The sequence below is a fragment of the Dorea sp. Marseille-P4042 genome (genome assembly GCF_900290215.1).
Taxonomy (GTDB): Bacteria; Bacillota; Clostridia; order Lachnospirales; family Lachnospiraceae; genus Dorea; species Dorea formicigenerans.
The window spans coordinates 358,171-374,616 of the sequence record NZ_OLMI01000001.1; the positions used below are offsets into that span (position 1 = coordinate 358,171).

Genomic DNA, 16,446 nt, shown 5'->3' on the forward strand with positions numbered 1-16,446 from the left:
GAATTATGCTTTGCGCTATTACAAGCCAATACGGACAGGAATAGACGTGTACAGAGCTATTCTATACACCATACACCCGAACAGAATTGTCAGAAAAAGGACGCTAGAATGAACAATTTTTCCAGCGTCCAGATTTTTGACCTTTTTTATTTTGGGGTGACATCTTTTTTTGACGAAAAATTTCGGCTCAAAAATTTGTCCTAAAAACGCGCCCTAAAAACGCGCCGATTCTAGAATTTTTTTCAGAAATTTTTTTATGCAACAGCTCCATATTTCCGAAATGCTTGAATGACCTGTGCTGGATCCGTAGCTGCGTAATGCGTATTAAGTGTCTTTGTGTTCCCGTTTTTATGTCCAAGATAAAATGCGACCAAGTCACGCGGACAACCACGGCGGACCATATTCGTTGCCGTAGTTTTACGGAATAGATGCGGATAGATTCGCCTGTCAAGGATTGACTTCTCTCCGATTGTACGAATCACATATTCTAGTCCACTCTTAGCAAGTCTGTTATGTTCTCCTTTTGTTGCCACGAATAATGCTGGATTATTGTCTTTTCTACTATCCAAATATTTTTTCAAATGATACTTTGCTACATCGTCCAAACATACGGTTCTGTATGTGCGTGTTTTCTGCCCGTAAATGAGGATTTCTCCCTTTTGCCAGTCAATGTCTTGTCTATTGATTGGAACACACTCAGAAACACGAATAGCAGTGCTACGGAAGAATTCTAATACAGCTCTATCTCTCAAATGCTCACGGTATTCCTTGAAATTAGTTACTCCGTTCACCTCTGTCCGGCATGCATCACGCAAAGCCTCCATTTCCCAATCGGCAAGAAATTCAATTGGCTTTTCAATTTCAGCAAATGGTTCTACTCCGTCTACTGGATTTTCATTTATCATCTTCTGCTTTCGCATCCAGGTGAAGAATGCTGACAGGTTACGTCTTTCGTTATTCACGGTTGATGCAATGTTTCCGGCTCCACGAAAACCGGTCGCATGATACCACTGTAAGTATAATTCCACGTCCATGTCTGTTACATCCAACAAAGATTTATTCGTGAACTGAATAAAATGTCTGATAGTCTCCAGATAGTATTTTGCTGTCTGCCTGCTCAACTTTGGAACTTTCTTTGTCATATAAACATTTAATATATAATCATTCGTATTCTCATTTGTTGCCGGTAACGTCTCTGTCTCCACAACATCAACATGAGCCATTGCGCTTACAATCGCTTGATTCAGAATATCCATAGTGACTGCATTCAGATATGGTCTCATAGTTGCTAATACGCTATCTCTTACAATTTCTTTCTGTGTCTGCATAATTTATCCTCCTAGCAATTGCCTAAGAAGATGAACTATGCTATACTCTTCTTAGGTGAATGGGTACCGGAGATCTCGCCAAAGATTCTTGTCCGGTACCTGTTTTTATTTTGTTATCAAAGCTCACTCACCCATTGTCTTATATTTTCTTTTTTACATCATGATTGCGCTTTCGCAAATATTCTTCCACGCTAACACTCTGATACGCTTTGCGCTTGAATTTCTCATATGCATGTTGGTTAGGTGGATTTTCTGCCATTTCCGCATGGTGGTCTTCCATTCCGTTACGTTGCTCTTTACTGAGATTCAAGTTGTTCAGTCCTCTCTTTGCACCTTTTTCTTTTTTGCCAGATATTCCAAAAACCCATAGCATACTGGCATTCTAAACCGTCTGCTTGCTTCTTCCGTTGGTGGCTTCTCAGCCATCTGATCACGGTCTGATATGGCATCGAGGCGCTGGCATTTACTGTCGCTCATTATCCTCACTCCAATCTCCTCTGTGTAATATCAATGTTCCTCTCACGTATTCTACCTCTGTGTCTGGACTGAATTGTACTAACTGCTTTTTGCTAAGATCATAAGAATTGCTAAAATCATCAGTATAAGCCTCAGATACTTTTATAAATACCCGGTCATTGAATTTGAATATTGCCGACGGTGCAAGCTGATTATGCGGTAACATTATCGGCTTACTGAAATCTTTAATTTGCATCGTTTTCAACTCCTTCGTCGTTTTGTAATTCTCCTCTCAAAATATTCCTCACATCAACCAGAGCCTGACTATATCCGTTTGATTCCCATGTTTTCTTAAGCTCGTAATCTGCAAGCTCTTGCTTTTGTTTCTCCTCAAATGCTTTTACATCAACATCTCTTTTTTTAACCATTGAGCGTTCCAGTTCCACCAAACGCTCTATAAGCTCTGTATTATTCATTTATCTCAGCTCCTCCCACTAACTCAAATCTATACTTCTGTTTCACGTTTGGATATTTCACATGGTCAACCTCACTCACAAACATTCCGTAAGGTCTGCTCCAAATAGCTCCGTCCTCACATTCATAAACCACATAAAACTGTCCCGGTGCTTCTGTATCCTGGCTGATATGCAAAACCTTAACTGTATGTCCCTTAAAATGTCTGTAGACTTGTCCTGCCGTAACATTGCTGTCGTTATCTACTGGAACTTTTCTCTTGAAGTATTTCTCACAATCTGCAAGGTCGCAGTTGTCGTAATTCAAAGGGCTTTCGTCGTTCCACTTTCCAATGTCAGCTTCTTCCACATGAAGATGATGCGAAAATAAATCTTCAAGCGATTCCAATTTGCCCTCAAATTTTTCTTTATCAACCACTCCATTTGCATCCACAAAATATCCACTTACTTTAAATATCTTTGCCATATTAATTCCCCTCCTCTTCTAACAGTTCGGGATTATCAAATATGTTGCCTACAACTTCTGCATCAACCAACTTGATCCAATATCCCAAGTCTTTTCTAATATCACGGTTTTCGTCCCAGTCCACATAGAATCCGACATGGATCGTTGGTGCGCTATCAAAACAACTCTGATATTCCCCGAATTTTACCGGCGCATAAACTTCTCCAAAATGGTATTTAATTATATCCCCTTCCCATATTTTCTTTCCACTCTTGTCAGTCAATCCTGTGTACTGGCAAATCGTATTTTCATCAACCAGGAATTCACCCTCGAGACTTTTATCGTAGATATAATTCTTGTCACTAAGATAGCCATGCACCCATGTTCCATTAAGATGCTCGTTACTATCCATTGCATGGATATGTTTCGCTCTAAAAAAGCATTCTCTATTCATAATTCTCAACTACCTCCAACTTCTTCAAGTCCTCGATAAGCCACGGTTCGGAATCTTCCCATTTGACCATTGGGAAATCCAACTTAAAGAATTTTAAGCTTTTGTCTGATTCACACCCACTACTTTCCCAACAGTCAATAAGTTTATGTGGTTTGCTGATATAAATGAACAAACCTCCATCCATATCCCTAGTTATATAATTTATTCCTGTACCAATATACTCCAAAAACACTCTATCTCTCTTACTTACAACTGGCCTTTCGATGTACTCAGATTCAGCCCATTCTCTCGTTTTCTCTTCACAATCATAACCACGAAACAAACATAGACTGCATATAGCGCCATTACACGGAACGATACGCCCACTTTTCTTTATTATGGAAATGCTACCTCCACTACACGCAATCTCCACAATCTCTTTTTCATACTTCTCTTTATTCTTCATCTCTTCCACCTCGTCTCTTTTTAAAAAGCGTATACTTTTCTCTGAAATCCATAATTGCATTGCCAATTTTTACAGTTGGCAGCAAGTACGAATATAACTGTATTCGTCTTAACACATCATCCAGTTTATTCTTCATCTCTTCCACCTCGCTTTACAATCTCTATAGTTCTGATTAATCCTCGATAAAACCAATCTTCATAGTCATTGTCTATTCCATGTTCTTCTGCATAACTTTTAAAATTCACAAAAGACTGCTCACTTTCTTCTTCAAGCTGCTCAATGACATTTTTCACATCAAACGCTGTTGGCTGTTCTTCTATTTCCATAAGCATGGATACCGCAATATCTGCCAACGAAACCATTTCATCTTCGTCTGGTGCTTTCGGTTTTAACCATTTCTCGCATTTTCTCATCAGTAAATCCGCATCAATTAGTCTCATCTTCTCACTCCCATTCACTTTTCAACATATCTGCCTTGATTAATTCATATATAACATCCAATGCCGTTCTTTTATCCCTGTACCGACAGTTTGCATCCTTATGTATCCGTGGATCGTTTTTATCCCAATCATTTACACCAAAATATGAATCACTGACAAACAGCATCTTGCATCCTCTTGCGATGCAGAGATAATAACATTCTGATTCTTTTGGAATACCTTTACATCTTTTGAATCCAAATTTCTTGAATTCACTAGCTCTCACTTTTGGTTTCAGCATAATCATTCTCCTTTGTACGGCTCTGGTAGTGGCATCCATGCTATTACTCCGTCCAATACATCATCATCGTCTGTCCACTCTCTGCCATCCCAATAAGCGGAAAATGGCTGTATAACATGTCTACTCTGCACAATATAGCCATCGAAAGAATAGACCTCTGGTTTTTCCGGAAGTCTCTCACTACACGGAATCCACTTCTGACTTTGTAGCGCAATAGCAATTTTCGCAAGTTCGATAGCATCAAGCCATTCTCCACATTTTTCTTTTTCCTCAAACTCCGCCAACTTCTCCATAGCTTCTGCCAGCTTATTCTTGTCCTTAATCACTGCTTTTCCAGCATGATATTCTGTATATCGCATTTTCCACACCTACTTTCCGAAATATAGCCACCATTTCAAAACTTTTAAATCTATCTTCTTTTCTTTCATTTTCCTTATTTCTTTATTATTTGATTCATACACATCAATTTGCTTCTTTACCAGCTCATCTGATTTTAGATCTGGATACAACGATACAAGTGTGATAGAACTTTCATTTTTCAATTCTCCGTATGTATCCGTCTCAAATTTCATATACTGCGATACAAGCACATCCATTTGATTTTCTATTTTTGTATTTTCTTTTTGGTACATTGCAATTTTTTTGTCTATAACCGACCCGTCCGTTACGCTTACGCACAAGACAATACCTACAATCAAACACACAAATGCTCCAAAAAGCGGGAAACATGCTAAACCTACTTCATCTACTAATATACCTAAAACCGTCAAACCTAAAAAATTAAAAATAATAAAATAATCATATTTGCACCTCTTCATCTTTTGGAAACTGAAATACCTTAGGCAATACCCAGTAATTAGGTTGCACGTAGCAACCGTTTACAACGTCATACCCACCATTCAGCTCCATTCTTGAAAGATACTTTTCTCTGCACATCTCCATAGCTTTGATTGCTTTTTCTTCGGTGGAATATTCAGCTAAAATATAAACTCTATCTCCTTTGCCGAGGTCATTCCCCGGAAATGTTCCAACGATTGTTGCCATATTTCCTGAATATGGTGAAATTGCAATCAATTCATAAGGCACATCCAGTAATCCGTTCTGACTAATGATTCTCATAACTAACCCCACCTTTCACATCCCATGCGCAAATGTCGCAATCCCCAGGACATACATTTGCCTTTATTGCTCTTTTGCACATCTCCATTTTTATTTTCCTATCGTCCTCAATGTCTTTGATAAATCCGAGTTTCCTCAAGATTTTATGAATCAGTGATTCTTTTCTCATTTTCCTCTTCCTCTGTGATACTTCACTTTATTGTTTTTGATTGCATCCCATACAGTTCTTTTTAAGTTTTCATCTGTAATAGCTATCACTTTACAATGTTCCAATCTTCTTTCTTCAACAAGATATAAACTATTGCTCACCTTGTCCAGATCAAGTATTGCAATATCTTCCGGATGCATAAACAAAATGCGTTTATTTGATAGCTCTATTTTTAACATGGCTTCTTTAAGCTCTCTTATAAAGTCTTCAGACGTCATCTTCATTCTCCTTTACATAATCCGGACAATTCTCTACAAATTCATATTCATCCAAAAACTCACATTGAACAGGGCAATCATCAAAATCTGGGCATTCCAAGCAACACATATGATTGTCTTCGCTTTCTGCACACTTAATCCTGCACCCCACTATGCCACCTTCTTTTCCAAGAATTGCGCTGCATCTTCAAATCCTCCAGCTCTCAATTCCTCAAGAACCTTGTCCAACTTTACAGTTCGAAACTTTGCGTCCGTCTCATCATAACTGCCTTGACAATTTCTCACACGGCTTACATCGATTCCCATGTCAAATTGTTCATTCAGCTCATTTGCATAGTCCTCAAGCGTCACATAATGACTTCCAAGGTAATCGAGATCCAGCGCACTTTTGATCATATTCTGGAATTCGTTTCTGAACTTAAGAAGTCTTTGCTTTCCGAACCCGAAATGCTCTCGCAACACCATTCCAGCAACTGTGGTCATTGTGGCATATAGGTTCGTTGATAATTCATCCCACCAACCATCAATCTGACCTTTGCTGTATACCAACGGCGCTTGCATAAAACCACGCATCTTAATTTCTTTATCCAGTCCCTCAAGACCGTCTTTTGACACAACTTCTCTGGCGTGAAGGATACCTTGCATACGCCATTGAAATTCTTTGTTGATTTTTCCCATTTACTTATCATCTCCATATTTGAATTCACATTTAACCTGTCTAGCTGAAACAATCATATTCACGAAATCATCTGCATGGTTAATCTCGATATTTGCAGGAATTCCATAATCATCAAACATCTTAATTTCGTAATGGTCATCCATTAATTCCAGCACATCAGCAAAATTGTTATCCTCGTCCGGGAAACCATCCAAAATATCTCTGATTTCATCTTCGATGTTCGACAGCAATGAAATCATCGGAACATTGACTGTTCTTTGTGGAATTACAAGTCTTCTGGTTGCCTCTCCGCAAGTCAGAAGTAACTCGTATTCACACTCATAATAACCTTCTGTCAGATAGCCACTCTCCGGAAATTCATCAGTCACTGTCGGTCTATTCTTACTGCTCTCCTGGATATCATACGGAACATAATAGTCAATCACATTCGTCTCTTCTCGCGTTTCAAGACTTAAGACAGTATGCTCTTTTTCCAGTAATGTGACGTTCTCCCGGAATCTATCAAATTCCACTGTATTACCATTTTTATTGTCCACATTAAAGAATGATTCGAATTCTCCGGTATCAACATTCTTTCTGCCGATTCCACCCGCATAGATGTCTGGAATTGCCGTTACCATACATTCAAATTCAAGTTTGTTTGGTAACACCAAACCTTTCGCTTCTAAATCTTCTCTTGCTATTCCTGTTAATTTCATAATTCGTTCCTTTCTCTCAATTGCTTCATCGCCAGTTTAAATGCCAGCATATACAAATCTAAGATGCCTGTGCTCATTTTTCCAAAATCAGACACCTCTTCCCAAACGTCCGGATAATAATCGCTTAATACATCATACCCGGCTTTGCTGATTCCCGATTCATCATCGAAATCTTCTAAGGAATCGTCTAAAAATTCATCTACTTGGCATTCATCACCGTTAAAACCATGCTCCATCATGTATTCATAGATATCTTTCCGAGCCTGTTCTTCATCAAAGTAATATCTGTCTCTGTCCATGCAGTCAATTTTTCCATTAAAATATCCAACGTTACCTGTGAAATGCTCCTCAAATGTCCCGAATCGCATATTACAGTAATTGCTTGCTGTAAGATGTCCAAGATCACCAGATATATGTAATCGGCAATAATCTTCCTCGAAAAGAAATCTGATACGGTATTCATTACTATCTGGTCTTTTAAAATCCAGAATCTTGATGTTTTCATAATCTGTAAATGTTGCTACATGATTCTGGAAATTTTTCTTTTCTTTCTCCAAATTAATCATAATTCGTCCCTTTCTCTCTATCTAATTTCCGATATAAACCTGTCCGCAAGTTCTCCGTTCACATATTTGTTCGTTAATCGAACTCTTACTGAATCACCCTCTTGACTGTCTGCAAAACTTGGTCCATTCATTGCTCCACTAGCAGAACCATCTTCTTCATAAGTCAGCCCGTCATATTCAACCGATATTTCCCACTGCCAGCGAGGACAAATGGCAAACCATTTCCGCATATCTATGTAAGTGATGGTTGCGTCCACGTCTTCGTGAGTATATGTGATTTCTTCTTGTGGCTCACTGCTTTTGTCCGAAACATCATTGGAGCAACCAACTAAGAATATGCAAATCAGAATTAAGCATAATATTTTCTTCATATTTCTCCTATTTCATAAACAAAATCCAACGTGTCTTACCTCTCTGATCTCCGAGAAGTGGCTTCCTTCCAAACTCTTTCAACACGTCATTCAGTTTTATTTGTTCCTCGTTCCACTTAAAAACCAGTATTCCGTCCGGCTCTAACACTCTCATACATTCATTAAATCCAGCTTTCAAATATGGTTTCCAATCTTTCGGCAGAACCCCGTATTTCTTAGCAAGCCATGATTCACTGCCGGCTTGTTTTAAATGGGGCGGGTCAAACACCACAATCTTAAATGTATTGTCCGGAAATGGCATCTCCCGGAAGTCCATTTTTATATCTGGCTTAATTAGAAGTGCTCGCCCATCACTCAATGTTGTCTCAAGCTCTCTATTGTCTGCGAATATGACATCTGAATTCTCTCTGTCAAACCAAAACATACGACTTCCACAACATGCATCAAGTATTTTCTTCAATTTTTCACCTCTTCTGCTTAAAAAAGCGTATAAAAATACCAACCACCGAATACTGATGGTTGGTAGATGAATTATATTGTTTTGATATATTTGTTTTTAACTCCGCATCTAGGGCAAATGCACACAACTTCTATTTTTACTTTATCGTCTTCTTTCCTAATTGCGGTTATGTCTGCTTTTACATCTGGTACCATATAGGTAATAATTTGACCATTTCTCGGACTTGGTATGTATTCCCAATCCAAAGTAGTGTCACACATAAAACATTTGTCAGTTCCTTTAACTTCATTCATTGGCATTTCCTCCCGTACATTTAATTTATACGGAAATTATACCATTCCAACCATCAATATTCAATTGTCAAGGTGCTGTTATTTGTTACTTCAATTGCTTACTCCATCTTTGTTTCTTTTCATTAATCGGATATTTTTGTTTTTCTGGAAATAAACTCATTTGATTTGCTGCTATCTCTCTAGGTCTACTCGGCGTATTCCAATTAAATCCGCCAACTCCGTCAGCTTCACAAGTCCATCCAGATGCTTTAAGGCTTGCGCCATTTTCGGATTCAAGAATATATGTTATAATTTTTGAATATCCCATTTCTTTTGCGATTCGTGCGGATCTGCTATATAGAAAACTACATATATCCTTTTCTCCAGTTGTACATAATCTAAGCACTTCTAATGTATTTCCATCGTCCAATACTCTTGATATAGGTCTGCCAACTTGAACCACTCCAACAACTTTTCCATCTATTGTGGCTGCAATTCTAAATTTATCTCTATGAGCTGCTTTGTGATGTCGATGATATTTATTTATATAATTTTGTGCTTCTTTCAACTCCATAGGCCTTGCTTCTATATGCATTCGTTATTCCTTTCTGTACTTCTCCGTAATTTCCATAATTGCTTTCATGTGCTTTGATGCTTCCAGGATATCTTCATCACTCATCGCTTCAAGCCGACCATTTCTTCTCAGCTCTACAAGTTTGTATATTCCATCTTGTAATATCTTAAAAGCTTCTGCCAGTATCGTTTCTTGTGCAGCGTCCTCGTTCAGCTCATAAAATTTTTCGTATTTATCATGTTCTCCAAATTTATCAGATACAATCTTCGTCCTCTTCGGAGTGATCTTTATAATTTTCGCCGAAATAATCATTCTATGCCGGAATGTTGAAATCCGGCCGTGTTCAACTTTTCTTGCTACTCCAACTACATCTCCGACTTTCAATGTGTCTTTGTCTATCTCTTTTAATTTAATATTCATTTTTCATCTCCATAAAATCCGATAACTGCATCTGTCCAAAAACATTTGTGTCCTGCATCCACCAGTGGTAAACCTCTTCTCCGCAAGTCCACTGTACTGGCTTTCCTTTTGCTTTTCGCATCGCTATCATACGGTCAAAAGCATGAACATATGCTTGTTTGAATTTGGGATACTCATGCATTTCACGCTCTCTCTGAGTCCTTCTAGCAAGAGGGCAGCCCAAACAGCCGAGCCTTTGATATCCGCATCCATATAAACTGCATACCGGTATTTTTTCTGTATGGATAAAATCCCATATATCAGTATCTTTCCAGTCAATAATGGGATTAACAACCGTTTTAGCTTTCATATGACAGCTTTCATATAACTTTCTGGTATCATCATTGTCTGTGATGAGCATTTTTTCATCGGATACATCAATTCTTTTTGCTGCACTATTTTTCAATACCTCAAATGGACTTCTGTGGCTTCTCTTCGTGCTTTCGGCCCATCTGACACCTGTAGAGATCATTCGATTCTTATTGCCGCCTTCTTTTAACGCGGAGCAACAATACCGGACGATTCTAGTCGGAGGTATCAGCTTTCTAGGAATCAGATTCCACATGGTCAAATTTTGACCGTTCGCTTGTCTGTGATAATCAATCGTGCACTTGATTCCTTTCAGTTCTTGTTGTCGGAACACATCTCTAATGTGATATACCGTCTCAGGAGCATCTACTGTTGTGTGGCTGTTATGTACCTCATAAGGTATTTTCGCCATCTCAAACAATCGCAATTGCACATCGGAATCTTTACCGCCTGAGTATTCGCATACAAGTGGCTTACCGTAGTGGTATAAGCTCATTTCTGATGCAGCCTGAATTCTTTTTATTGCTTTTTGTTCTAAATCCATCTCTTCTCACCTACGCAAATCTTAATTGTTCTTGTGTATCATCAATGCTCATGTTCAGCATTCTCTCGCCGACTTTCAGATACGGACAGTTTGCTTCTACAAGCTTTTCTGCCATAATTGGAACCACACTGTTCCCGATTCTTGCGACTTGCTTTGCAATCGGATATTTCTTCCAGTTGTAATCCCTGTCGATAATGTAATCTTTCGGGAACCCTTGCATTACTTTTAGTTCTTCCGGCTTCAGCATCCGAAGAAAAATGTCTGATATGATATATTGCTCTCCGTCAATGTCCAATACCACATTTACAAGTCCGAATCTGTCTTTTGTAGTAATCGTTCCCAGTGGCTTATCAAGTTGTTGACCACATCCGGCACCGTAATATTTGATAAGAAAAGCAGATACTAAACCGAAATGGCCAGGCGAAGTTGTAATTGTGTGAAGTGGTTCATCACACCCCTGTCCAATCCCGGTCTTGTAATATTTCGTTATGAAAGCTGTCACAAGTCCGTATCGGTTCGATGTATCAATCGTCTTAATTGGTTCTGTTAAAAGCTGTCCTCTTGAATCACCGGCTCTCGTCTCTCCGTGATACTGGATGATGTATGCCAGTGCTTCTCCATTCCTCACGATATAAGGAGATTCTGCATCGATAATATATTTCTTAATACCGTTTGCGATTCTCTTCTGTGTAGCTTCTGCAAGTGGTTTCTTTCGCTCAAATATCGAACTTCCAAGGTCTGACCAGTCAATGTAATCTCCACAAGGTTTCCACTTCTCAAATCCGATGCCGTCTGCACTGTGAGTCTGCTTTGGGAATCTGATTTCCAGTCCATCTCTACGGAATACTGCATACCATCTCTTTCTTGTGGTCGGTGCTCCGTAGTCAGCAGCTACCAACTCTCTACTCCCGAAACGATACCCGAGGTTCTTCATTGCCGTAATAAATTTCTTGTAATCCTCGCCTTTTCTCTCCGGTATTGGATAACCTTTTTCGTCTAACGGACCCCACTGTTGTATTTCTTCTACGTTCTCCATAAGAATTACATCCGGCAGAATAGCTTTTGCGTGTTTGTATACCGCCCACGGAAGAATCCGAAGTCCTTTTTCTCTTGGCTTGCCACCTTTTGCTTTTGAATGGCTTGTACAATCTGGGCTCGCCCACATAAGAGCCACGTGTTGTCCTTTTACATATTTCTTCAAGTTGACCTTAAAAATATCTTCTGTAAGATGCAACGTATCCGGGTGGTTGGTCTTATGCATCAATATGGCGTCTGGATCATGATTAATGGCAATGTCTACTGGTCTGCCGAGTGCCATTTCAATTCCTACGGATGCACCCCCGCCACCAGCAAAGGCGTCTATAATTAAATCTTTCATATCTTCGAAAGGAGCCGATATATCTTTGCCCGGCCGGAGCTCCGTCTCCTTTCTGTAATTTATTTAATTTCTAACAATACCGTTGTAAGTTCCAACGTGCCATCCGCTTCTATCCATGCAATAGCCAGAAAATCATTGTCGTAGGCACACGAAGAAAAACCATCTTCAAATCTAATCTCGAACTGTATTCCTTTTTCTTCCAATGCAGATTTAATTTCTTCGTCCATTTCAAAATCGTTTCCGCTTTCATCTTCACGATCTCTTGAATAGTATTCACCGTCTTCCCGATAATACTTTTCAATAATTTCTTCTATCAATTTTCTAATCATCATTTCACCTCATTCGCAAGCTGGAATCCCATTCTTGCCACATTTCTAAGGTTGTCCTTAATTAATGCTTTGTTTGGCGCTCTGTGCATAGATAACCATCTCATATCGGTTTCCCAGTTTTTAGAATCGTATTCGTCCAAAAACATGGCTTCTCCTTTTGCTACATGTAAACACTGAATCATGTAATCTATCTTTTCTCCTGTGTCCATAGTTACTCCTTTACCCGGCAGATGCCACATATTGTAGATATGTATTTGCCCTCGTGGTTTTCACAATATTCTTTCAGCACTCTTTCTTGCGCTCGCTCCCATGTTTCACCGGATGGAACCTCTTCTTCATGTACGCATTTTCCGTTACAGTCATTTCCAACAAGCACACGAACCATTATGGCGCGCTCTGTCTCAACCTCTTTCTTCTCATGGTCTTTCTTCCACTGTTTGATGATTTCAAGTACTTTGTCGGGATTCTTTGAACGATATTCAGCACATTCGCAATGTGGGTCACATCTAAGCCTGTCAATCGCACAGTCTTTACACATGATGCTTTTACACATTTCAGCTTGAATTTTAATTGCTTCTTCCGCACTCATCTCTTCTACAGGTTCAAGCATTTCATCTGTGAAATTATATATTACTTCAAGTACTTCATAATATCCACCATTATTAACTCTTGTGATTGTAAATTCCATTCCTTTAAATCTATTCATTTCAGAAGCGAATAGAACACCGCCATAATACTCCTCGCATTTCAAGTCACTTCTTACTTTTACCTTATCTCCAACCTTATATTTCACTTTCTATCCCTCCTAAACCAAAACTTCCGTTTCTTCTTTTCTCGCTTCTCTTTCTGCTTTTTAGACCACTCCGCAAGATATTGTTCCTGCTCCTGATTCTCCTGTTCCTGTCGTGTCACTCTGTCACCTCTTTCATCAATTCCTCTATATACAGATCCATACTGTGAACCAACTTGATACAATTTCCATGCAATGCATGGTTCTTCCATGAATTATATTTCTCATAGAATTTTTCTTCCGTGAGTTTCCCGGCTTTCACATCTTTTACCAGTTTTCGAAATTTCTTCTTATTCTTCCGCTTGTTCTCTCCGGTCAGTTTCCGAATATATTTCCCATCGGCCGTCATATAATGATGAAATCCTAAATATCGCATTCCTTTCCTAAACGGTATGATCTGTGTCTTCCCATTCAATTCAAGTCCAAGTGTTTTTAGCATTTCTCTGATACATTCCAAACACCATTTCAAATATTCATTGTCCTGATGAATCAAGTAAAAATCGTCCGCGTATCGACCATATTCAGTAATTCCAAGCTCACCAGTTATCATACAATCGACTGGGTGAACCATAAGGAGCGCATACACCTGTCCAGCCTGATTACCAAGTGGCAAACCTGGATTTTCTCTGCTGTCAATTAATGTATGATTAATCCATGCTGTGTACGGATCAGGGAAGAAATAATCTACAATGTCTTTCAATATTTCATGGTCGATTTCGTAAAAGAAATGTCTAATATCACATTTCAATATCCAGCCATTTGTACCATGTCTACTGTAGAATGATTCCATGTGACTCTTTAATCCGTCTAATGCATATAATGTCCCTTTTCCAACCTGTCCGGCGGAATTGTATTTGATAAATGCATTTTTTAATTTCGGATGCAGAATATTGTCACAGAGTGTATGTTGCACTACTTTATCCTTAAAGGTACATGATTCAATTAATCTACGTTTGGGCTCGCATATTTCAAACTCGTTATACGGATCAACTGTATACGCCTGTCCTTCTAATTGCTTTTTTAATGTATTAATACCATCTAAAGCTATATTAGAAAATCTTGCAGTGCTGCCATGAAATTTTTTACCAGATCTCGCTTTTTTATAAGCGTGATACATATTCCCATAATCTGTAACAATATCCTTATCCATTGGTACTCCTTTATATTTACCTCTGAGAGGAAGGTCCGTCTCCTTTTTGTATCTATTTCTCTGATTTCGGCTTGATGCCTACTCTGACTGTCTGTAATACAGAATGGGCGAACCCCGTTACTGTTGTTGTAGTTATTGTTGTTGATGTCACCGGACGGGGAAACAACCGCTTAACGGAAACGAACCTAAAAATGTATTTATCTTTTTCTATCCTTGGTTCTCCATGCAATAGCCATATATTTTACATCAGAAACCATCCTTGACCAGTTTCCCATACTAGCAGAATTTATAATCCCGAGAGCATACGACATTTCTATATAAAAATTGAGCTCATCGCAATATGTAATTGCTTTTGTTTGCAGTTCAAGACGATCTCTTTTGTAATATTTAATATCGGTTCTATTGGCTTCAAATAACATTTCATAGATTTCCAACGATTTATTTTGCATCTTATCCACTAATGAAAATCTGAATTTCTTTGGATACCTATTAGCATTGCTTGTTACTTTTAAAGTATGCTTAGCAAGTTCTTTCGCTTTTTCAATTACCAATAAATCTTCATCTGACATTTGTACTATTCCTCAGATTCAAAGATTGAAGAGGAGAAGATACAAACCGGGCGAACCCCGTTACTGCGGTTGTAGCTATTGATGTTGACGTCACCGGACGGGGAAACAACCCGAAGCCATTTACCATCATTATTACAAGGTGTGCTGTCCGGTGTAAGTGTCCACCACCATCTCTCTGTATTTGGAAGAAGCTTTCTATATTTTCGGTATTCGTCCACAGAAATGAGTGAAACGAAATCTCTACAAGTGCCGTATTCAGTCTGACCATCTAATGAAAGTAAATTGCGCTCAAATTCAACAAGTGAATCCACTCCCAACTCATTCTCAATCTTTTTGCGAAGATCTGTGTTAAGCTCATTTCTCAAATCACTGCTTTCCCAGTCGTTGCAATCACTGTCAAATTTTCTGCTACATCCATAAAACTCATTGGAAATTACAAGATATCCTTTCTCGAGCTTGTCCAGCACCAGCCACTTAATCCCGGAAACATCAATTGTCTTTCCGATTTCCGGTTTCTGATATTTCTTTCTTAACTGTTCATATGCTTCATTTAGCTTTTCAAGATTTTCTCCAAATTCTTTTAATGTCATCGTATTAATCCTCCTCTACGCGAGATACAAAGATATTAGATTTTAAGATACAAAGTGGGCGAACCCCGATACTGAGGTTGTAGTTATTGTAGTTGAAGTCACCGGACGGGGAAACAACCGCTACTGAATATGCCCAACCTCTTTCCTCTGTACTCCAAGAGGTGCATGTCCAGTACCAATCCGGCAGTTCCTTGTTGACTAATAATTCATTGTATTTACGTCCCTCATCGAATGTTACTGGTCTTACCTTTGTCAGAAGCTTTCCAAAAACTTCCTGACCATCAACTGTTACTAATCCTGCTTCATTTTCACAGATATTATCTTCTCCGAACTCAGCGACAAATTCATTGAGAATTTCGCCATCGCACAGTTCTCTCAAAGAAGATTTTTTGTAATCAGTACAATCATCGTCAAATTCTTCATTTTTACGATATAATCCTTCTGTGATAATTACCGTGCAATCCGCCTTCTGCTCCAGAACAATGAATCTTCCGATGCCTGTCTCAAACTTTCCACCAGCCGGGATATCTTTCAGCATCACCTTGTTTTTCTGCCTCTCTTCTTCGATTGCTGCCACCAGTCCTTTTGCTAACTTCAATACTTTATCCATGTTTCTTTTCCTCCATCATCTTTCTATCTATTTCATTTACGAACGCTACAGCCAGTTCCTTTGCAAATGGCGAACCATACTTTTTGTAAAAATTATCAGCATCAGAAATAATCTTATTGATATACTCATCTGCATCTTCAACGGTTGCATTGTCTTTGTACATATTCCAGAAGTCTTTGAAAAGCTCAAATTCTTCCGTACCACTCTGTATATTCTTTCTAGCCATTCATAT

The 16,446-nt window shown here is 38.8% G+C and carries 34 protein-coding genes; all 34 read right to left on the reverse strand.

Annotated features, from left to right (window positions below; translation table 11 throughout):
- Positions 1–254 precede the first annotated feature (254 nt).
- The 34 genes from C7E02_RS01825 to C7E02_RS01975 all read right to left on the reverse strand — a co-directional run bounded on the left by C7E02_RS01825 (position 255) and on the right by C7E02_RS01975 (position 16,440).
- Positions 255–1,328, reverse strand: coding sequence for a tyrosine-type recombinase/integrase (locus C7E02_RS01825; RefSeq protein WP_105308653.1), 1,074 nt, complete (start codon positions 1,326–1,328; stop codon positions 255–257).
- A gap of 315 nt (positions 1,329–1,643) precedes the next feature.
- Positions 1,644–1,805: a hypothetical protein gene (locus C7E02_RS19130; protein WP_158682962.1), complete on the reverse strand. Its 162-nt coding sequence runs from the start codon at positions 1,803–1,805 to the stop codon at positions 1,644–1,646.
- Entirely contained in the window at positions 1,792–2,040 is a 249-nt protein-coding gene (locus C7E02_RS01830; RefSeq protein WP_105308654.1) for a hypothetical protein, read from the reverse strand. Before C7E02_RS01830 ends, C7E02_RS19130 begins: the two co-directional genes overlap by 14 nt.
- Positions 2,030–2,260, reverse strand: a complete 231-nt coding sequence (locus C7E02_RS01835) for a hypothetical protein (protein ID WP_105308655.1) — start codon at positions 2,258–2,260, stop codon at positions 2,030–2,032. The genes C7E02_RS01830 and C7E02_RS01835 overlap by 11 nt, the downstream gene beginning before the upstream one ends.
- Positions 2,253–2,723: a DUF1653 domain-containing protein gene (locus C7E02_RS20145; protein ID WP_105308656.1), complete on the reverse strand. Its 471-nt coding sequence runs from the start codon at positions 2,721–2,723 to the stop codon at positions 2,253–2,255. The genes C7E02_RS01835 and C7E02_RS20145 overlap by 8 nt, the downstream gene beginning before the upstream one ends.
- A gap of 1 nt (position 2,724) precedes the next feature.
- Complete coding sequence (locus C7E02_RS01845) at positions 2,725–3,156, reverse strand: YopX family protein (protein WP_105308657.1); 432 nt, start codon at positions 3,154–3,156, stop codon at positions 2,725–2,727.
- Positions 3,149–3,601, reverse strand: coding sequence for a hypothetical protein (locus tag C7E02_RS01850; RefSeq protein WP_105308658.1), 453 nt, complete (start codon positions 3,599–3,601; stop codon positions 3,149–3,151). The genes C7E02_RS01845 and C7E02_RS01850 overlap by 8 nt, the downstream gene beginning before the upstream one ends.
- Entirely contained in the window at positions 3,591–3,737 is a 147-nt protein-coding gene (locus tag C7E02_RS19135) for a hypothetical protein (protein ID WP_158682963.1), read from the reverse strand. Before C7E02_RS19135 ends, C7E02_RS01850 begins: the two co-directional genes overlap by 11 nt.
- Positions 3,727–4,041, reverse strand: a complete 315-nt coding sequence (locus C7E02_RS01855) for a hypothetical protein (RefSeq protein ID WP_105308659.1) — start codon at positions 4,039–4,041, stop codon at positions 3,727–3,729. The genes C7E02_RS19135 and C7E02_RS01855 overlap by 11 nt, the downstream gene beginning before the upstream one ends.
- Positions 4,042–4,045: 4 nt before the next feature.
- Entirely contained in the window at positions 4,046–4,321 is a 276-nt protein-coding gene (locus tag C7E02_RS01860; protein ID WP_105308660.1) for a hypothetical protein, read from the reverse strand.
- 2 nt (positions 4,322–4,323) lie between these two features.
- Entirely contained in the window at positions 4,324–4,680 is a 357-nt protein-coding gene (locus C7E02_RS01865) for a DUF551 domain-containing protein (protein WP_105308661.1), read from the reverse strand.
- Positions 4,681–4,689: 9 nt separating this feature from the next.
- Positions 4,690–5,139, reverse strand: a complete 450-nt coding sequence (locus tag C7E02_RS01870) for a hypothetical protein (RefSeq protein WP_158682964.1) — start codon at positions 5,137–5,139, stop codon at positions 4,690–4,692.
- Positions 5,120–5,440, reverse strand: coding sequence for a hypothetical protein (locus tag C7E02_RS01875; RefSeq protein WP_105308663.1), 321 nt, complete (start codon positions 5,438–5,440; stop codon positions 5,120–5,122). Before C7E02_RS01875 ends, C7E02_RS01870 begins: the two co-directional genes overlap by 20 nt.
- A complete protein-coding gene (locus tag C7E02_RS01880) occupies positions 5,427–5,609 on the reverse strand; it encodes a hypothetical protein (RefSeq protein WP_105308664.1) in 183 nt (60 codons plus the stop codon). The genes C7E02_RS01875 and C7E02_RS01880 overlap by 14 nt, the downstream gene beginning before the upstream one ends.
- Positions 5,606–5,866 (reverse strand): hypothetical protein, encoded by a 261-nt coding sequence (locus C7E02_RS01885; protein ID WP_105308665.1) that lies wholly within the window; start codon positions 5,864–5,866, stop codon positions 5,606–5,608. Before C7E02_RS01885 ends, C7E02_RS01880 begins: the two co-directional genes overlap by 4 nt.
- A 150-nt stretch (positions 5,867–6,016) precedes the next feature.
- Positions 6,017–6,544 carry a hypothetical protein gene (locus C7E02_RS01890; protein WP_105308666.1) on the reverse strand — a complete coding sequence of 176 codons (528 nt, stop codon included), beginning with the start codon at positions 6,542–6,544 and terminating at the stop codon, positions 6,017–6,019.
- On the reverse strand, positions 6,545–7,243 hold the full coding sequence (locus tag C7E02_RS01895) for a hypothetical protein (protein ID WP_105308667.1): 699 nt from the start codon (positions 7,241–7,243) through the stop codon (positions 6,545–6,547).
- On the reverse strand, positions 7,240–7,809 hold the full coding sequence (locus C7E02_RS01900; protein WP_105308668.1) for a hypothetical protein: 570 nt from the start codon (positions 7,807–7,809) through the stop codon (positions 7,240–7,242). The genes C7E02_RS01895 and C7E02_RS01900 overlap by 4 nt, the downstream gene beginning before the upstream one ends.
- A 17-nt stretch (positions 7,810–7,826) precedes the next feature.
- Complete coding sequence (locus tag C7E02_RS01905) at positions 7,827–8,180, reverse strand: hypothetical protein (RefSeq protein WP_105308669.1); 354 nt, start codon at positions 8,178–8,180, stop codon at positions 7,827–7,829.
- 7 nt (positions 8,181–8,187) lie between these two features.
- Entirely contained in the window at positions 8,188–8,640 is a 453-nt protein-coding gene (locus C7E02_RS01910) for an SAM-dependent methyltransferase (protein WP_330406716.1), read from the reverse strand.
- 71 nt (positions 8,641–8,711) lie between these two features.
- The gene (locus C7E02_RS01915; protein WP_105308670.1) at positions 8,712–8,933 is read right to left on the reverse strand and encodes a hypothetical protein; all 222 of its coding nucleotides are present in this window, start codon (positions 8,931–8,933) and stop codon (positions 8,712–8,714) included.
- Positions 8,934–9,018: 85 nt separating this feature from the next.
- Positions 9,019–9,486 (reverse strand): XF1762 family protein, encoded by a 468-nt coding sequence (locus C7E02_RS01920; RefSeq protein WP_242978719.1) that lies wholly within the window; start codon positions 9,484–9,486, stop codon positions 9,019–9,021.
- A gap of 24 nt (positions 9,487–9,510) precedes the next feature.
- Positions 9,511–9,906 (reverse strand): hypothetical protein, encoded by a 396-nt coding sequence (locus tag C7E02_RS01925; RefSeq protein WP_105308672.1) that lies wholly within the window; start codon positions 9,904–9,906, stop codon positions 9,511–9,513.
- On the reverse strand, positions 9,896–10,798 hold the full coding sequence (locus C7E02_RS01930; RefSeq protein ID WP_105308673.1) for a phosphoadenosine phosphosulfate reductase family protein: 903 nt from the start codon (positions 10,796–10,798) through the stop codon (positions 9,896–9,898). Before C7E02_RS01930 ends, C7E02_RS01925 begins: the two co-directional genes overlap by 11 nt.
- Before the next feature lie 10 nt (positions 10,799–10,808).
- Complete coding sequence (locus tag C7E02_RS01935; protein ID WP_105308674.1) at positions 10,809–12,176, reverse strand: DNA cytosine methyltransferase; 1,368 nt, start codon at positions 12,174–12,176, stop codon at positions 10,809–10,811.
- Between the two features lie 59 nt (positions 12,177–12,235).
- Complete coding sequence (locus C7E02_RS01940; protein ID WP_158682965.1) at positions 12,236–12,508, reverse strand: hypothetical protein; 273 nt, start codon at positions 12,506–12,508, stop codon at positions 12,236–12,238.
- On the reverse strand, positions 12,505–12,714 hold the full coding sequence (locus tag C7E02_RS01945; protein ID WP_105308676.1) for a hypothetical protein: 210 nt from the start codon (positions 12,712–12,714) through the stop codon (positions 12,505–12,507). The genes C7E02_RS01940 and C7E02_RS01945 overlap by 4 nt, the downstream gene beginning before the upstream one ends.
- Before the next feature lie 2 nt (positions 12,715–12,716).
- Positions 12,717–13,298, reverse strand: coding sequence for a hypothetical protein (locus C7E02_RS01950; protein ID WP_105308677.1), 582 nt, complete (start codon positions 13,296–13,298; stop codon positions 12,717–12,719).
- Complete coding sequence (locus C7E02_RS20025) at positions 13,295–13,417, reverse strand: hypothetical protein (RefSeq protein WP_278336537.1); 123 nt, start codon at positions 13,415–13,417, stop codon at positions 13,295–13,297. Before C7E02_RS20025 ends, C7E02_RS01950 begins: the two co-directional genes overlap by 4 nt.
- Positions 13,414–14,445 carry an RNA-directed DNA polymerase gene (locus C7E02_RS01955; protein WP_105308678.1) on the reverse strand — a complete coding sequence of 344 codons (1,032 nt, stop codon included), beginning with the start codon at positions 14,443–14,445 and terminating at the stop codon, positions 13,414–13,416. Before C7E02_RS01955 ends, C7E02_RS20025 begins: the two co-directional genes overlap by 4 nt.
- 197 nt (positions 14,446–14,642) lie before the next feature.
- On the reverse strand, positions 14,643–15,014 hold the full coding sequence (locus C7E02_RS01960) for a four helix bundle protein (protein WP_105308679.1): 372 nt from the start codon (positions 15,012–15,014) through the stop codon (positions 14,643–14,645).
- Between the two features lie 5 nt (positions 15,015–15,019).
- Positions 15,020–15,604: a hypothetical protein gene (locus C7E02_RS01965; RefSeq protein ID WP_105308680.1), complete on the reverse strand. Its 585-nt coding sequence runs from the start codon at positions 15,602–15,604 to the stop codon at positions 15,020–15,022.
- Between the two features lie 4 nt (positions 15,605–15,608).
- The gene (locus C7E02_RS01970; protein ID WP_105308681.1) at positions 15,609–16,214 is read right to left on the reverse strand and encodes a hypothetical protein; all 606 of its coding nucleotides are present in this window, start codon (positions 16,212–16,214) and stop codon (positions 15,609–15,611) included.
- On the reverse strand, positions 16,207–16,440 hold the full coding sequence (locus C7E02_RS01975) for a hypothetical protein (RefSeq protein WP_105308682.1): 234 nt from the start codon (positions 16,438–16,440) through the stop codon (positions 16,207–16,209). Before C7E02_RS01975 ends, C7E02_RS01970 begins: the two co-directional genes overlap by 8 nt.
- Positions 16,441–16,446: the final 6 nt, after the last annotated feature.

What these genes read in the sequence shown, in the direction of transcription:
- C7E02_RS01825 (WP_105308653.1), bottom strand. Translation starts at nt 1,328, where the DNA reads ATGCAGACACAGAAAGAAATTGTAAGAGATAGCGTATTAGCAACTATG.
- C7E02_RS19130 (WP_158682962.1), bottom strand. Translation starts at nt 1,805, where the DNA reads ATGAGCGACAGTAAATGCCAGCGCCTCGATGCCATATCAGACCGTGAT.
- C7E02_RS01830 (WP_105308654.1), bottom strand. Translation starts at nt 2,040, where the DNA reads ATGCAAATTAAAGATTTCAGTAAGCCGATAATGTTACCGCATAATCAG.
- C7E02_RS01835 (WP_105308655.1), bottom strand. Translation starts at nt 2,260, where the DNA reads ATGAATAATACAGAGCTTATAGAGCGTTTGGTGGAACTGGAACGCTCA.
- C7E02_RS20145 (WP_105308656.1), bottom strand. Translation starts at nt 2,723, where the DNA reads ATGGCAAAGATATTTAAAGTAAGTGGATATTTTGTGGATGCAAATGGA.
- C7E02_RS01845 (WP_105308657.1), bottom strand. Translation starts at nt 3,156, where the DNA reads ATGAATAGAGAATGCTTTTTTAGAGCGAAACATATCCATGCAATGGAT.
- C7E02_RS01850 (WP_105308658.1), bottom strand. Translation starts at nt 3,601, where the DNA reads ATGAAGAATAAAGAGAAGTATGAAAAAGAGATTGTGGAGATTGCGTGT.
- C7E02_RS19135 (WP_158682963.1), bottom strand. Translation starts at nt 3,737, where the DNA reads ATGAAGAATAAACTGGATGATGTGTTAAGACGAATACAGTTATATTCG.
- C7E02_RS01855 (WP_105308659.1), bottom strand. Translation starts at nt 4,041, where the DNA reads ATGAGACTAATTGATGCGGATTTACTGATGAGAAAATGCGAGAAATGG.
- C7E02_RS01860 (WP_105308660.1), bottom strand. Translation starts at nt 4,321, where the DNA reads ATGCTGAAACCAAAAGTGAGAGCTAGTGAATTCAAGAAATTTGGATTC.
- C7E02_RS01865 (WP_105308661.1), bottom strand. Translation starts at nt 4,680, where the DNA reads ATGCGATATACAGAATATCATGCTGGAAAAGCAGTGATTAAGGACAAG.
- C7E02_RS01870 (WP_158682964.1), bottom strand. Translation starts at nt 5,139, where the DNA reads ATGAAGAGGTGCAAATATGATTATTTTATTATTTTTAATTTTTTAGGT.
- C7E02_RS01875 (WP_105308663.1), bottom strand. Translation starts at nt 5,440, where the DNA reads ATGAGAATCATTAGTCAGAACGGATTACTGGATGTGCCTTATGAATTG.
- C7E02_RS01880 (WP_105308664.1), bottom strand. Translation starts at nt 5,609, where the DNA reads ATGAGAAAAGAATCACTGATTCATAAAATCTTGAGGAAACTCGGATTT.
- C7E02_RS01885 (WP_105308665.1), bottom strand. Translation starts at nt 5,866, where the DNA reads ATGACGTCTGAAGACTTTATAAGAGAGCTTAAAGAAGCCATGTTAAAA.
- C7E02_RS01890 (WP_105308666.1), bottom strand. Translation starts at nt 6,544, where the DNA reads ATGGGAAAAATCAACAAAGAATTTCAATGGCGTATGCAAGGTATCCTT.
- C7E02_RS01895 (WP_105308667.1), bottom strand. Translation starts at nt 7,243, where the DNA reads ATGAAATTAACAGGAATAGCAAGAGAAGATTTAGAAGCGAAAGGTTTG.
- C7E02_RS01900 (WP_105308668.1), bottom strand. Translation starts at nt 7,809, where the DNA reads ATGATTAATTTGGAGAAAGAAAAGAAAAATTTCCAGAATCATGTAGCA.
- C7E02_RS01905 (WP_105308669.1), bottom strand. Translation starts at nt 8,180, where the DNA reads ATGAAGAAAATATTATGCTTAATTCTGATTTGCATATTCTTAGTTGGT.
- C7E02_RS01915 (WP_105308670.1), bottom strand. Translation starts at nt 8,933, where the DNA reads ATGAATGAAGTTAAAGGAACTGACAAATGTTTTATGTGTGACACTACT.
- C7E02_RS01920 (WP_242978719.1), bottom strand. Translation starts at nt 9,486, where the DNA reads ATGGAGTTGAAAGAAGCACAAAATTATATAAATAAATATCATCGACAT.
- C7E02_RS01925 (WP_105308672.1), bottom strand. Translation starts at nt 9,906, where the DNA reads ATGAATATTAAATTAAAAGAGATAGACAAAGACACATTGAAAGTCGGA.
- C7E02_RS01930 (WP_105308673.1), bottom strand. Translation starts at nt 10,798, where the DNA reads ATGGATTTAGAACAAAAAGCAATAAAAAGAATTCAGGCTGCATCAGAA.
- C7E02_RS01935 (WP_105308674.1), bottom strand. Translation starts at nt 12,176, where the DNA reads ATGAAAGATTTAATTATAGACGCCTTTGCTGGTGGCGGGGGTGCATCC.
- C7E02_RS01940 (WP_158682965.1), bottom strand. Translation starts at nt 12,508, where the DNA reads ATGATGATTAGAAAATTGATAGAAGAAATTATTGAAAAGTATTATCGG.
- C7E02_RS01945 (WP_105308676.1), bottom strand. Translation starts at nt 12,714, where the DNA reads ATGGACACAGGAGAAAAGATAGATTACATGATTCAGTGTTTACATGTA.
- C7E02_RS01955 (WP_105308678.1), bottom strand. Translation starts at nt 14,445, where the DNA reads ATGGATAAGGATATTGTTACAGATTATGGGAATATGTATCACGCTTAT.
- C7E02_RS01960 (WP_105308679.1), bottom strand. Translation starts at nt 15,014, where the DNA reads ATGTCAGATGAAGATTTATTGGTAATTGAAAAAGCGAAAGAACTTGCT.
- C7E02_RS01965 (WP_105308680.1), bottom strand. Translation starts at nt 15,604, where the DNA reads ATGACATTAAAAGAATTTGGAGAAAATCTTGAAAAGCTAAATGAAGCA.
- C7E02_RS01970 (WP_105308681.1), bottom strand. Translation starts at nt 16,214, where the DNA reads ATGGATAAAGTATTGAAGTTAGCAAAAGGACTGGTGGCAGCAATCGAA.
- C7E02_RS01975 (WP_105308682.1), bottom strand. Translation starts at nt 16,440, where the DNA reads ATGGCTAGAAAGAATATACAGAGTGGTACGGAAGAATTTGAGCTTTTC.